Annotated in this window: 17 protein-coding genes and 1 tRNA gene; 15 read left to right on the top strand and 3 right to left on the bottom strand. The window is 70.1% G+C overall.

The annotated features are described in order from the left end of the window. The first annotated feature begins 243 nt into the window (after positions 1–243). From AF1_RS29225 to AF1_RS36710, 13 genes are all read left to right on the top strand, one after another. Entirely contained in the window at positions 244–1,029 is a 786-nt protein-coding gene (locus AF1_RS29225) for a Scr1 family TA system antitoxin-like transcriptional regulator (protein ID WP_067806513.1), read from the top strand. A gap of 37 nt (positions 1,030–1,066) precedes the next feature. Continuing rightward, positions 1,067–1,516, top strand: coding sequence for an ATP-binding protein (locus tag AF1_RS29220; RefSeq protein ID WP_242608695.1), 450 nt, complete (start codon positions 1,067–1,069; stop codon positions 1,514–1,516). A 122-nt stretch (positions 1,517–1,638) separates the two neighbouring features. After that, positions 1,639–2,484, top strand: a complete 846-nt coding sequence (locus AF1_RS29215; RefSeq protein ID WP_067806523.1) for a sigma-70 RNA polymerase sigma factor region 4 domain-containing protein — start codon at positions 1,639–1,641, stop codon at positions 2,482–2,484. A 10-nt stretch (positions 2,485–2,494) separates the two neighbouring features. Further along, complete coding sequence (locus AF1_RS29210; protein ID WP_067806511.1) at positions 2,495–3,319, top strand: protein phosphatase 2C domain-containing protein; 825 nt, start codon at positions 2,495–2,497, stop codon at positions 3,317–3,319. Positions 3,320–3,453: 134 nt separating this feature from the next. Next, on the top strand, positions 3,454–3,840 hold the full coding sequence (locus tag AF1_RS29205; RefSeq protein ID WP_067806510.1) for an SCO3933 family regulatory protein: 387 nt from the start codon (positions 3,454–3,456) through the stop codon (positions 3,838–3,840). A 14-nt stretch (positions 3,841–3,854) separates the two neighbouring features. Next, positions 3,855–5,195: an FtsK/SpoIIIE domain-containing protein gene (locus AF1_RS29200; protein WP_067806504.1), complete on the top strand. Its 1,341-nt coding sequence runs from the start codon at positions 3,855–3,857 to the stop codon at positions 5,193–5,195. A 102-nt stretch (positions 5,196–5,297) separates the two neighbouring features. Further along, positions 5,298–5,603: a hypothetical protein gene (locus AF1_RS29195; protein ID WP_067806501.1), complete on the top strand. Its 306-nt coding sequence runs from the start codon at positions 5,298–5,300 to the stop codon at positions 5,601–5,603. Further along, complete coding sequence (locus AF1_RS29190; RefSeq protein WP_067806497.1) at positions 5,600–6,469, top strand: DUF2637 domain-containing protein; 870 nt, start codon at positions 5,600–5,602, stop codon at positions 6,467–6,469. The genes AF1_RS29195 and AF1_RS29190 overlap by 4 nt, the downstream gene beginning before the upstream one ends. A gap of 20 nt (positions 6,470–6,489) precedes the next feature. After that, on the top strand, positions 6,490–6,939 hold the full coding sequence (locus tag AF1_RS29185) for a hypothetical protein (protein WP_067806495.1): 450 nt from the start codon (positions 6,490–6,492) through the stop codon (positions 6,937–6,939). A 151-nt stretch (positions 6,940–7,090) separates the two neighbouring features. Then, positions 7,091–7,246 carry a hypothetical protein gene (locus AF1_RS35435; protein ID WP_165488341.1) on the top strand — a complete coding sequence of 52 codons (156 nt, stop codon included), beginning with the start codon at positions 7,091–7,093 and terminating at the stop codon, positions 7,244–7,246. A 94-nt stretch (positions 7,247–7,340) separates the two neighbouring features. Continuing rightward, positions 7,341–8,738 carry a replication initiator gene (locus AF1_RS29180; protein WP_084263451.1) on the top strand — a complete coding sequence of 466 codons (1,398 nt, stop codon included), beginning with the start codon at positions 7,341–7,343 and terminating at the stop codon, positions 8,736–8,738. A 21-nt stretch (positions 8,739–8,759) separates the two neighbouring features. After that, complete coding sequence (locus tag AF1_RS29175) at positions 8,760–8,954, top strand: helix-turn-helix transcriptional regulator (RefSeq protein ID WP_111832429.1); 195 nt, start codon at positions 8,760–8,762, stop codon at positions 8,952–8,954. Next, positions 8,954–10,345 carry a tyrosine-type recombinase/integrase gene (locus tag AF1_RS36710; protein WP_067806492.1) on the top strand — a complete coding sequence of 464 codons (1,392 nt, stop codon included), beginning with the start codon at positions 8,954–8,956 and terminating at the stop codon, positions 10,343–10,345. Before AF1_RS29175 ends, AF1_RS36710 begins: the two co-directional genes overlap by 1 nt. A 121-nt stretch (positions 10,346–10,466) precedes the next feature. Here AF1_RS36710 and AF1_RS29165 read toward each other — a convergent pair. Continuing rightward, a tRNA-Tyr gene (locus tag AF1_RS29165) sits at positions 10,467–10,548 on the bottom strand. Between the two features lie 138 nt (positions 10,549–10,686). Between AF1_RS29165 and AF1_RS29160 the strand changes: the two genes are divergently transcribed. Next, on the top strand, positions 10,687–11,175 hold the full coding sequence (locus AF1_RS29160) for a YajQ family cyclic di-GMP-binding protein (protein WP_067806516.1): 489 nt from the start codon (positions 10,687–10,689) through the stop codon (positions 11,173–11,175). A gap of 59 nt (positions 11,176–11,234) precedes the next feature. On the opposite strand, the gene AF1_RS29155 is transcribed toward AF1_RS29160, so the two are convergent. Next, positions 11,235–11,510: a helix-turn-helix domain-containing protein gene (locus AF1_RS29155; protein WP_067806491.1), complete on the bottom strand. Its 276-nt coding sequence runs from the start codon at positions 11,508–11,510 to the stop codon at positions 11,235–11,237. A 36-nt stretch (positions 11,511–11,546) separates the two neighbouring features. Here AF1_RS29155 and map point away from each other — a divergent pair, with 36 nt between their 5' ends. Continuing rightward, positions 11,547–12,314: a type I methionyl aminopeptidase gene (gene map / locus AF1_RS29150; RefSeq protein ID WP_067806484.1), complete on the top strand. Its 768-nt coding sequence runs from the start codon at positions 11,547–11,549 to the stop codon at positions 12,312–12,314. Here map and AF1_RS29145 read toward each other — a convergent pair. Then, positions 12,311–12,950, bottom strand: a 640-nt coding sequence (locus tag AF1_RS29145; protein WP_067806480.1) for a M48 family metalloprotease, incomplete at its 5' end; no start/stop codon positions are given. The two genes, map and AF1_RS29145, sit on opposite strands and share 4 nt — an antisense overlap.

The raw sequence follows: 12,950 nt of genomic DNA, 5'->3' as shown, positions 1-12,950 counted from the left end.
CCTCCTTGACGTCCCTGGGGAAAGCTGAGAGTGGTAGGCGGCGTGGCGCGCCGGGACCGGCCCGGAGAGGCCGCACGCCCGGTGCGCCGCGCCGCTGGCGACGCGTAGCGGCGCCCTTGAAGACGTAGGGAAAATCCTCATCCTGTCGGGGGCGGGGTGTGTTGACCTGCGGTTTCGTGTTGGTGTGGCTGCTTTCCTCGTCCGGGTCGTGGGTGGGCTTCGGGGGTGGTAGAACGCTCGACTATGAGTGCTGAGCGGCTGGTGGAGATTGGGCGGGAGTTGCGGCGGCTGCGGACTGCGGCCGGACTGTCCGGGGTTGGGTTGGCTGCTCGGGCTGGGGTTCCTCAGCCGACGGTGTCTCGGGTGGAGATGGGGCGGCGGGTCTCTGATCCTTCGGTGGTGGTTCGGCTGTTCGGGGTTCTTGATGTGGAGCCGGCGCAGGTTGAGCGGCTGGTGGGGCTGGTGCGGGAGGCGTATGCGGAGACGGTTCGTCGGGTTGATGCGGGGGTGTCGTTCCGTGCGGGTTCGGGGGTGGAGTTGGCGCGGGGGGCTCGGGTGGTGCGGGGGTTTGAGGCTGGGGTGGTGCCTCGGTTGTTGTGGACGGCGGAGTATGCGACGGCGACCGGGGTGACGGTCGATGAGGTCTCGGTGCTGGAGGACGAGGGGCGGCGGTTCGTGTTCGTGGTGGCTGAGGCTGTCTTGCGGACGTGGCCGGGGTCGGGTGCGTGCATGGAGGGGCAGTTGGCGCGGCTGGTGGAGGTATCGGGGTGGGCGAACGTCCGGCTGGGGGTCGTGCCTAGGGCGGGGATGCCGCGGGTGCCGTTGCATGGGTTCACGGTGTACGACGATGCGGCCGTGTCGGTGGAGACGTTCACGCGTGAGCTGACCTTGACCGATGCCGACGAGGTCCGGGCGTACGTCGAGACTTTCGAGAGGTTCGAGCGGGCGGCGGTGTTCGGGGACGAGGCTCGTGGGTTGGTGGAGCGGGCGGCCCGTGATCTGCGTAAGGTTCTAGGTTCTATTCACTGAACGTATTGAATAGCCCTCTAGATCTGTCATACGCTGCGTGTTCCTTGGGGTGTTTAGCCCCCTAGACGCGCGGGTGGTGATCGATGTGACGCGCTGGTCTCGGCTGTTCGCGGGTCGACCCGAATCGATCAGGGATGCCAGGGCCTTCGGGCGGGCCTTCGTCGGCGGCCGTGTCCCCGACGAGGTCGCCGGTCTGGTCGAACTGGTTGTGAGCGAGTTGTGCACGAACGCCGTGGAACACACGGCGAGCGGGGAGGACGGCGGGTCCTTCGTCCTGGAGTTGGACGTTGAGAACGGGCACGTACGGGTGGCCGTTGTCGACATGGGGGCGCTGACCTACCCGGTTGTGAAGGACGACCCGGACGGCCCGACCGCGGTGTCGGGGCGTGGGCTGTTCATCGTGGAATCCGTTTCCAAGGCGTGGGGCAGCGAACCGGTACGGGTCGGGCGGCGAGTCTGGGCGGACGTCGTCGGCTCCTCGGTGTGAGCGGTCCCCCGATGCCGCGCCGTCGGCGGCGTCTGCGTGCTGTCAGCTCCTCAACGGGCAATGAGCTTCCCGACCCAATGTCTAGGGTCCTAGACTCCCTGGTAGTGCCCGGAGGGGGTGTCATGCCAGGCGAGTTGGAGCGCATCGCGCAGATCGATGACCCGTATGAGCTGCTGCGGGCTGCGACCGAACGCCTGGCTGAGGCTCAGCAGGAAGTGACCGAACTGGCGCGGCTCCGGCGGCGGCTGATTCAGGATCTGCACGCTCAGGGCATGTCGTATGCGCAGATCGCGCAGGCGGCGGGGTTGAGCCGCGGGCGTATCCACCAGATCCGGCACACGGGGCCGGCACCGGAGGGGGCCTTCCTCGGGTCGGGTGAGGTGACCGTGGTGACTCCGCTTCGCCCTGACCCGGCAAGCAATCGGACGTATGTCGCGCTGGACGACCTGAAGACCGGGCAGCGGCTGGAAGAGCTGGCCCGGACCTTCGATCTGGCCATCCGGTCCGATCACGTCGGGGTCGATGGGACGATCGATCTCAACCGGCCCGGCCTGCTGGTGATCTGCGGGCCTCGGATGTCGCCTGCGATGGGGGACGCGTACGGCAAGGATCCCGTCATCGAGTGGGAGCGGGACGAGGCCGGATGGCTGCTGCGCGACACCCGGACCGGGGTCGAGCATCGCTCGGGGCAGGAGGACGACCCTCCTCGTCCCTATGACGTCGGATACCTGGGACGGTTGCCCCGGCCGGACGGCAAGGGAAGCTTCCTTGCCATCGCGGGTGTCCATCCTGAGGGCTCGTTGGGCGTGATTCACCTGCTGACCACGGATATCGGCAGTCTGTGGGGGCAGGTCGGCACGGACCGGTTCTCGGTCGTGGTCGGCACCGAGTATGCCCCGGACACTCATGAGCCGGTGCGGACGGAGTTGCTGACCCCGATCTACCGGCATGACGAGGCGTCGACCTGACGAGGAACGTATGCGCGTGCTGATCGCCGGCGAACCGGGACGTCCAGGCGGGGACAACGAGGATTTCGCGGCGGCCGCGCCGGGGCTCTTCCTGGTGCTGGACGGGGCAGGGTCTCCGCCTGGGGTGGAATCGGGGTGCGTGCATTCGGTGGCCTGGTACGCGCGCACTCTGGGCGGGCTGCTGCTGGCCGCTGCCTCCGACGTCGGCGTGGGCCTGGACGAGGCGCTTGCGGTGAGCATCGAGCGAGTCAACGCGTTGCATGCCGGGGCGTGTGACCTGGGCCATCCGGGTTCGCCTTCGGCGACGGTGGCTCTTGCTCGGGTGAATGGGGGGCGGGTCGAGCACCTGGTGCTCGCCGATGCCGTGCTCGTCCTCGACCGGGTCGGCCAGGTGCCAACGGTCGTCACTGATGACCGGCTCGCCGGGGTGATCGCGCACCTGAACGAACCAGGCGCGCTGCCCTCGGTGGGCGGTGAGGAACACGCGGGACGGCTGCGGAGTCGAGTCGAGCGGCTTGCCGTGTACCGCAATCAGCCGGGCGGGTTCTGGGTGGCGAGCACGAAACCGGAAGCGGCGCATGAGGCGCTAATGGGGTCGACGCCCCTCGGTGAACTGGACGCGGTCGCGCTGCTGAGCGATGGTGCTAGTCGGCTGGCCGACCGCTTCGACCTGATGACTTGGCCTGACCTGCTCGCCGTCCTCCGCAAGAACGGACCGGGGGAACTGATCGCCCGGACTCGTGAGGCCGAAGCATCAGACCCCGGCGGCGTTCGCTGGCCGCGCGGCAAGACGTCCGACGATGCCAGCGCCGTCTACTGGGCCGTCCGGGACTGACTCTCAAAGAATCTGTAGACCCCCCTAGACAGTTGTGGATTCATCGCTTACCTTCACTGTGTACCCCTCTAGACAGTCCTGTCATAGAGCGGCCGGACTTTGAGTGTCTAGGGGGGTCGACAACAGGAGGGTTCATGCGCAACATCCCGATTCCGGTGGACCTGTCGGCGCTGACGTTCGTGTGCGTGTCCGCGCCGCGTCCCAAGCTGGTCGACCAGGACACCGGCGAGGTCAAGGTGAACCGCAACGGCGAGACCGTGTTCACGGTGGGCCTGTCGGCGGCCGACGCGTCGGGGCGGGTGGACCTGCTCAAGGTCGCGGTGGGGGGCGCGCCGGAGGTGACGGTCGGGGAGGTGGTGTCCCCGGTCGGGCTGGTCGGCTACATGTGGGAGAAGGAGATCAACGGCGTGATGCGGTGGGGGATCTCCTACCACGCCCGGCGGATCGTCCCCGCGCCCGTTCCCGCGCCCGGCCCGGTCTCCTCGTCGGCTCCGGTGTCCGCTGCGGCGGGCGTGGCCTGAACGGCGGCCCGGTCATGAACGACATGCTGATGGTGCTCGGGGTCCTGGCCGCTGCGGCGGCCGGACTCTGGGCCTGGCGCCGGTTCCACCCGGCCTCGTTCTGGTACGGCGTCGGCTTCCCGCTCCGGGCGGTGCTGGTGTACCTGACGTGGCATCACGTCGCCTCGGGCTGCAAGCTCACCCGCAACCGGCGGCGGTTCCGGCTCACCCTCGACGCCCTTCCGGTCGTGGGGTCGGCATCCCGGTCCGCTGCGACGGTGGTCGAGCACAAGCGGCGGGTGCGGCGGGTCGATGTCGAACGCGCTCCCCGCCTCGGCGTCCTGCACCCGACCCGGCTCGGCTGGCGCATGCGGCTGCGGCTGCACGACGGGCAAGTCCCGGCGGACTACGAGCGGGCGGCGGAGGGGATCGCGCACGCCTGGCGCGTCCACGCCGTGCGCGTGGTCGACGTGCGGCCCGGCTTCGTCACGCTGTGGGCGACGATGCGTGACCCGCTGGTGGACGTGGTCACCACCCCGGAGACCGGCGAACTTCTGACCGTGCGTCCCGGCAAGCTGGAGAACGGCCGTGACTGGCTGATGGACTTCCGCACGGTGCCGCATTGGCTCAACGCCGGGGCCACGCAGTCGGGCAAGTCCAACCTTGCCAACGCCCTCATCAAGGGCCTGGCTCCTCAGCCGGTCGCCCTGGTCGGGTTCGACCTCAAGGGCGGGGTGGAGTTCACCCCGTATGCGCCGCGCCTGTCGGCGCTGGCCACCACCCGCAAAGAGTCCGTCGACCTGCTGTCCGATCTGGTGGGCGAGGTCGAGAACCGCATGGCGTTGTGCCGTGCGCACGGTGCCCGCAACGTCTGGACGTTGCCCGAACACCTGCGGCCGGTCCCGATCGTGGTCCTGGTGGACGAGGTCGCCGAACTGTTCCTGATGGCCGACAAATCGGAGAAGGACGAGGTGTCGCGGACGGCTACCTCCCTGCTGCGGGTGGCGCAGCTCGGTCGGGCGTTCGCGGTCCACCTGGTGGTGTGCGGGCAGCGCATCGGCTCCGACCTCGGCCCCGGCGTCACCGCACTGCGCGCCCAGCTCTCCGGCCGGGTGTGCCACCGGGTCAACGACCCCGAAACCGCCACCATGACCCTCGGCGACCTCGACCCGGCCGCCCTGGACGCCGCCCGCGCCATCCCCGCCGAGACACCCGGCGTGTGCATCGTCGCCGGCCAAGACGGCACCTGGCACCGCGCCCGCTCGGTCTACGTCCCCGAACATGAGGCCGAACACGCGGCGCGGGAGTTCGCGCACCTGACCCCGGACTGGGGCACCCTCGTCGGCTCGGTCCCGGCCGTCGACCCGGCCGCCTAACCGGCCCGGCTCCCTCCCTCTCTCTCCCGGCTTGGCGTGAGCCCTGACCGCGCCACGTCCCTACCCGACCCATGCCCGAAACCGCTCCTTGGAGGCTGTCCGATGGTCGCCCGCATCCGCGTCCTTCGTCCCCGTCCTCGTCCCCGGTTCGTCGTCGTCCCGTCCCCCTCGTCCCCGTCCTCGTCGTCGTCCCCGTCCCGGTCGTCGGTGGTGTCGTCCTGGGACGTGTGGCCGGTCGGCGTCGAGTGGGACGAGTTCCGCTCCCTGCACCTCGCCCGCTGCCAGCGCTGCGCCGACTCCTTCACCTCGTCCTCCTGCGGCGAGGTCGACGACTGGGCCGACGCGCACCGCTGTGACCCGGAGCTGGCCGCGCTCCTGGCGCTCGTCGACATCCGGCGGGCGGCATGACCCGGCGCGTCCTCGGCGCGGTCGCCGACTCGGGGCCGGTGGTGGTGCTGGCCGCGATCGCGGCGGCGGGCTCGTTCACCCACATCCGCGACACCGCCACCCAACACGGCCAAACCGGGTGGATGGCCTGGGCCATCGCGGTGTGCATCGACCTGACATGCGTCATGGCGGCCGGGGAACGCCAGCGCGACAAACGCACCGGACGGGCGACCGGGCGCCTGTCCTGGCCGACCGTCGTCCTGGTCGGCGGCGTCCTGCTGTCACTGGCCGCGAACCTGGCACAGGCCGACCCGTCGGTGTGGGGCTGGATCACCGCGGGCACCCCGGCGGGCGCGTTCCTGGTCGCCGTCTCCATGCTGGAGCGCCGAAAGGTCGACCCCCGCCCGGCGGTTCACCCCTCGCCCCGTCCGGCCGCCGACGTGCCGCCGGTCCCGGACTCCTCCGGCCACCCGTCCCCGTCCTCGTCCCCGTCCGGTTCGTCGGCCGCCTCGCCCTCGCCCTCGTCCCCGTGGGTGGTCTGGGAGCGCCCCACCACTCCCGTCGCTGCCGCGCCCGTCCAGAACAGCCAGGACGACCAGAAGCCGGGCGAGGACGAGCAGGACGGCCAGACCTCCATCCCCATCCCCGCCGGTCGCTCCGCCTCGACGCCGTCCGCCTCGTCTCCCCCGTCCCCGTCGGGCTCGTCGGACTTGTCGGCTCCGGCGGGGCCGCTGGTCGACTTCGCACGCCGCATCGCGGCCGAACACCAGACCGAGCACGGGAAGCCGATCACCCGTGACGCGCTGCGCGCCCGGCTTGGGGTCTCCAACCAGCTCGCGAGTGACCTGCTCCGCCAACTCCGCACCGAAACCGCATCCCTCTCCTGACCCTCTGGAGGAACCCCCAAATGACCGCTCACATCAACCCCACCGACCCGACCGGCCAGACCTCCCCGATCGTGCCCGGTGACCTGTTCGCCCGGCACCAGACCATCGCCGGCCTGCGCGCGCTGGCCAACTTCCTGGAGGACAACCCGGCTGTGCCGGTCAAGGAGTACGGCGCGGACTACAGCGTTCACACCCGCGTCGGGGACGACGCCGCGGCCGCCGCAGAGGTCGACCAGGTCGCCGCGCTCCTGGGTGCCGAGGTCACCGACGACCGCCCGCGCGGCGGCCACTACATCGCCTCCAAGACCTTCGGGCGCATCGCCTACCGGATCGTCCACATCCCCGCACGGCAGATGGAAGAGCACTACGCCCACATCAGCTACCGCGACAACATCCGCCTCAACCACACCGACCAGGACGACGACCAGGGCAGCGACCAGGGCAGCGCGGACTCCGGGCGGGCGGCCTGATGCGCACCCGTACCCGTCACCCGCGAACGCTCCTCCCGCTCGTCGTCGGGTGGGTGTGCGGGACGTGCGGCGGGGGCGGCATCGCCTCCGACGGGTCCACCTGCCCCGACTGCAACGGCCACGGCCACACCTGACACGAGAGACACCCGCGATGTTCCTGCGCCGCTGCGCCTTCGCCTGCTTCTGGCTCGTCCTGGGCCTGTTCCTGATCCGCCAACCCGAGAACGCCGCACACGCCGTCCGCGCCCTGCTCGGCGGCCTGGCGCTCGTCGCCGATGCCCTCGCGCGGTTCACCGCCGCCTTCTAGTCCCCGGCGTGGCCGCTGTCGCCGGCAAGCACCCGCGGCCACGCCGGGCCATCCCCACCACCCGCCTGACACGGATGAGGAGACCCGCCCCATCATGCCCGACCCGGCACCTGTCATCACCGGAGTAGCCGCCCGCGACATGGCCGAACGGTTCAACCGGGCCGACTTCCGCGCCTGGGCACGCCGCGCGCACTCCACCGGGGGCTGTGCCCAACCGGTCCACCTGCGCGGCCGCATCACCCACCTGGACCCGCTGACCGGTGAGATCCTGCGCCACTACTCCACCGCCCGTGAGCCGGGCGGGGTACTGCGGGTGGCCTGCAAAACCCGGCGGGCCTCCCGCTGCCCGTCCTGCGCCGAGACCTACCGCGCCGACACCTACCAACTCATCCGCGCCGGACTGGTCGGCGGCAAAGGCGTCCCGGCATCGGTCACCTCGCATCCGGCGGCGTTCGTCACCCTCACCGCGCCCTCCTTCGGCCCGGTCCACACCCGCCGCACCGGAAAGACCGGCGCCGTAGTGGCCTGCCGTCCCCGGCGCGACGGCGGGACCTGCCAGCACGGGCGGCCGATCTCCTGCACCGTCCGCCACTCGGCCGACGACCCCCGGCTCGGGCAACCGATCTGCCCCGACTGCTTCGACTACACCGGCGCCGTGCTGTGGAACGCCCACGCCCCCGAACTGTGGCGCCGCTTCACCCTGGCCTTCCGCCGGTACCTCGCCCGCTCGGCGGGCCTGCGGGTCGCCGAGTTGCGCGAGGTGCTCACGGTGTCGTTCGCCAAGGTCGCCGAGTACCAGCGGCGCGGCCTGGTCCACTTCCACGCCGTCATACGCCTGGACGGACCCGGCGGCCCCGACAACGCCCCGCCCGGCTGGGCGTCCCTCGACCTGCTGACGGCGGCGGTGCACCATGCGGCGGGCGCCGTCACCGTCTCAACCCCCGTCGCCGGAGACGTCCCGGCCAAAGAACACGTGTGGGGCTCACAGGTCGACGTCCGGCCCATCACCGCCTCCGGGGAACTGACCGATACGGCGGTGGCGGGCTACATCGCCAAATACGCCACCAAAGCCGCCGAATGCGTCGGCACCCTCGACCGGCGCATACGCCCCACCGACGACCCGGCCGACCTCCCCGTGAGCGGCCACGCCCGGCGCCTCATCACCGCGTGCCTGCGACTGGGCGCGATCGAGGAATACGCCGGGCTGCGGCTGACCGAATGGGCTCACATGTTCGGCTTCCGCGGCCACTTCTCCACCAAATCCCGCCGCTACTCCACCACCCTCGGCCGTCTTCGCGCCGCCCGCATCGACCACAACCGCCGCGCACACGACGACATCACCACCGGCCGCCTCCCCCTCTTCGACGACGACCAGGTCCTCGTCATCTCCCACTGGCGCTACCTCGGCCAAGGGATGACGCCCGGTGAAGCGCTATTGACCGCTGCCCTCACCGGCAAACCGCTCCCCCAACTCAGTCCGTCCGGCTCCTGACAACCCATGGAGAGGCATCACGTGGCCACACCCACCACCCGTGACACGCTCACCGTTCCCGAGGTATGCGCTGAACTCCAGATCTCCCGGTCGACCTTCTATGACTGGCGCCAGAAGGGACGCGCGCCCCTCTGCATCGTCCTGCCGAACGGCAGTCTCCGCATTCGCCGGCGGGACCTCGACCGGTGGCTCTCGGCCTGCGAGGACGCTGCCTGATGGATGACATCACGTACGACGTCCGCGTCTACAAGACCGAGGTCTACAAGGGAAAGAAGGTCACGACCTACACCGTGCGGTGGAAGGTCGCTCGGAAGACCTGGAAAGAGCCGTTCCGCAACGCGGCACAGGCCGATAGCTTCCGCTCGTCCCTCCTCACGGCGGCCCGTAAGGGGGAGGCGTTCGCCCTGAAGACCGGCCGTCCGCTCTCCTGGGAGCGGGAGGAGAACGCAATCACCTGGTTCGCGTTCTCCCTCGACTACTGCGCGGCCAAGTGGCCGTACGCCTCCCCCAACCACCGGCGGGGCATCGCTGAGGCGCTCACGGACGCGACAGAGGCTCTGTTGACCACGGGCAAGGGCGCTCCGGCGGGCAGTCTGCTGCGTGAGGCGCTGCGGGCCTGGGCGTACAGCGGGCGCTTGCAGAACGGCGAGACCGAACCGCCGGAACACCTGGCCTCGGCCGTCCGGTGGCTGGAGCGGAACACGGTCGACATGCGCGACTTCGCCCCCGACCGGCAGGGGCCACAGCTCGCGCGGCAAGTCCTCGACCGGCTGAGCCGTCGGCAGGACGGCACTCCGGCAGCGGGCAGTACGGCGACGCGCAAGCGGGCGACCTTCAACAACGCCATGGAGTACGCCTGTGAGCGGCGCGTTTTGCCGGTCAACCCGCTGACCCTGGTCAAGTGGACCCGGCCACGCGTGGCGCAGACGCTTGACCTTCGGGTGGTCGCCAATCCCGACCAGGCGCGGCGGCTGCTCAACGCCGTCCGGTGCCAGGGCAAGCGCGGTGAGCGCATGGTGGCGTTCTTCGCCGTCATGTACTACGCCGCGCTGCGGCCAGAGGAAGCGGTGGACCTGCGGCGCGATGCCCTCGTGAGCCTGCCCGATGACGGCTGGGGTGAGATGCGGCTGACCCATGCCGAACCGCGTAGCGGCTCCCGGTGGACGGACAGCGGCAAGCCGCGGGACAGGCAGCCTCTCAAGCATCGGGCGCCCGGCGAGACCCGGCCCGTGCCGATTCACCCGGAACTCGTCACGCTGCTGCGCCACCACATCAAGGAGTTCAACATCCCGGCCGGGGGCCGGCTGTTCGTCGGGCCGCGCGGCGGGATCATGACTGACCGGACGTACCTCGGGGCCTGGCACAAAGCCAGGGAAACCGCGCTGAGCGAGCGGGAAGCGGCCTCACCGCTGGCCAAGACGCCGTACGACCTCCGGCATGCGGCCGTGTCGACGTGGCTCGGGGCGGGCGTGCCTCCGGCTCAGGTCGCCGAGTGGGCGGGGCACAGCGTCGCCGTCCTGCTGCGCGTCTACGCCAAGTGCGTGGCCGGTCAGGAGGAGGACGCTAAGCGCCGAATCAGTGAGGCGACCAGGCCAAAGAGCCCGTAGAACTTCGGCACGTATTCGGCACAGTCACCCGTAGAAGGCCGTTAACGATCAGAGACAGCCGGACACAACGAGAACAGCCCCCGACCGGGTCTTGCCTGGTCAGGGGCTGTTTCTGCTGGTGTGGCGGGTCCAGGATTCGAACCTGGGTAGGCTAAGCCGACGGATTTACAGTCCGCTCCCATTGGCCACTCGGGCAACCCGCCGTGGTGTCGCTCTCGCGACGGCACTGGAAAGAATAGCGGACCGCGGGCGTGGGTGTGACATCGAGGCGGGGCGTCCGGGGCGTGGGGAGTCGATACGCTTTCTTGATCGGAAGTTGCTGCTGAGGGGATGTGTGGGTCGTGGCCGATTCCTCGTTCGACATTGTGTCCAAGCTCGACCGGCAGGAGGTCGACAACGCGGTGAACCAGGCAGCCAAGGAGGTGGCGAACCGGTTCGACTTCAGGAACGTGGACGCGGGGATCAAGTGGTCGGGGGAGTCGATCGAGATCCAGGCGAACACCGATGAGCGGGCGAACGCGGTGCTGGACGTGCTGAAGGACAAGCTCGTGAAGCGGGGGATTTCGCTGAAGGCGATCGACGCGGGCGAGCCGAAGCCGTCCGGGAAGGTGCACAAGCTGAGCGTGGGGCTCAAGGAGGGCATCGCCCAGGAGGACGCGAAGAAGATCGGGAAGATCATCCGGGACGAGGGGCCGAGAGGTGTGAAGGCTCAGATCCAGGGGGACGAGCTGCGGGTCAGCGCGAAGAAGAAGGATGACCTGCAGGAGGTCATCGCGCTGCTCAAGGGCAAGGACCTCGATGTGGCGCTTCAGTTCGTCAACTATCGGTGATCTTTCGAGGAGCGCGTCGGCCCCATCCCCCGCCGAAGGGGCCGGCGCGCTCTCGCGTGTTATGACGCGGCGGCGTCCGGGGTGGTTCGCTCGAAATCGGCGAGCGTGGTGGCGAGGGTCGTCAGGTCCAGGTCCAGGACGCGGGCCAGGGACGCGACCGTGAAGAACGCGGGGACGGCTATGGCACCGCGTTCGATCTTGCGGAGGGTGTCGAGGGAGATGCCGGCCTCGTGGGCCACGGCGGCGGCCGGGCGGGGGCCTCGGGCGGCGCGGAGGATCTGGCCCAGGGCCTTGCCTCGGTCGCGCTGTTCGTCGGTCAGTGGGGTGCGCACCATACGAGTGATTGTAATACTGGTATTATAATCTTCTGCATGGTGACCTACCGAAGCCCACGGGAGTGGGAGCGCATGCGGGAGGCCGGGCGGGTCGTGGCCCGGATTCTGCGGGACGTCAGGGCGGCGGCCGAGCCTGGGGTGCCGCTCACGGAGTTGGAGGCGGTGGCTTCGCGGACGCTCAAGGAGCATCATGCGACGTCGCCGTTTCTGCACTACAAGCCGGCCTGGGCGCCCTACCCCTATCCGGCGAACATCTGCGTGTCCGTCAATGAGGTCGTGGTGCATGGCATCCCGGACGGGAGGGTCCTCCTGGACGGCGATCTCGTGACCGTTGACTGCGGGGCCCGCCTCGGCGGGTACTGCGGGGACGCGGCCGTCTCATTCATGGTCGGGACATCCGATGAGGCGGGTGCGCGGCTTGTCGAGACCACACGGGCCGCGCTTGAGCAGGCCATCGCCCAAGCCGTTCCCGGGAACCGGTTGGGAGACGTCTCGTCCGCCGTCGAGGAGACCGCCAGGAACGCCGGCTACGGGATCGCGGACGGGTCCGGCGGGCATGGCATCGGGACGGAGATGCATGAAGATCCGCCGGTGCCGAACACGGGCCGGCGAGGGCGCGGGATGCGGCTCAGGGAGGGGCTGACCATCGCCATCGAGCCGCTCGTGACCGAGAGCGGGCGCGATGCGACCGTGACTTTGGCCGATGGGTGGTCCGTGGCGACCAGGGACGGGAGCCGGGCCGCGCACTTCGAGCACACCATCGCGATCACGGGCGATGGGCCGGTGGTGCTGACGGCGCTCTAGCGGCGGCCGGCCATGCGTTCCAGGCGGGCGATGCGGTCGGCGGTCGGCGGGTGAGTGGAGAAGAGTTTTCCGATCCCGGCGCCGGCGAACGGGTTGGCGATCATCAGGGAGCTGGTGGTGGCGAGCTCGGGGTCCTGGGGCAGCGGCATCGCCCGGGTGCCGGCGTCGATCTTGCGGAGGGCGGAGGCGAGGGCGAGCGGGTCGCCGGTGAGGCGGGCGCCGGCGGCGTCGGCGGAGTACTCGCGGGTGCGGCTGATCGCCATCTGCACGACGGCGGCGGCGACGGGGCCGAGGACGAGCATCAGCAGGGCGCCGAGGACGCCGGGGCCGTCGTCGTCCTCGGACCGGCCGATCGGCAGGAAGATCGCCAGATGGGACAGGTAGGTGATCACGGTGGCGATGGCGGCGGCGACGGACGAGATCAGGATGTCGCGGTTGTGGACGTGGGACAGTTCGTGGCCGAGGACGGCGCGCAGTTCCCGCTCGTCCAGCATGCGCAGGATGCCGCGGGTGCAGCAGACGGCGGCGTTGCGCGGGCTCCGGCCGGTGGCGAACGCGTTGGGCTGCCGGGTCTCGGAGATGTAGAGCCGCGGCATCGGCTTGCGGGCGTCGGTCGACAGTTCCCGGACGAGCCGG

Source organism: Actinomadura formosensis NBRC 14204 (genome assembly GCF_001552155.1).
GTDB classification, from domain to species: domain Bacteria; phylum Actinomycetota; class Actinomycetes; order Streptosporangiales; family Streptosporangiaceae; genus Spirillospora; species Spirillospora formosensis.
This window is presented reverse-complemented; position numbering and strand designations above follow the sequence as displayed.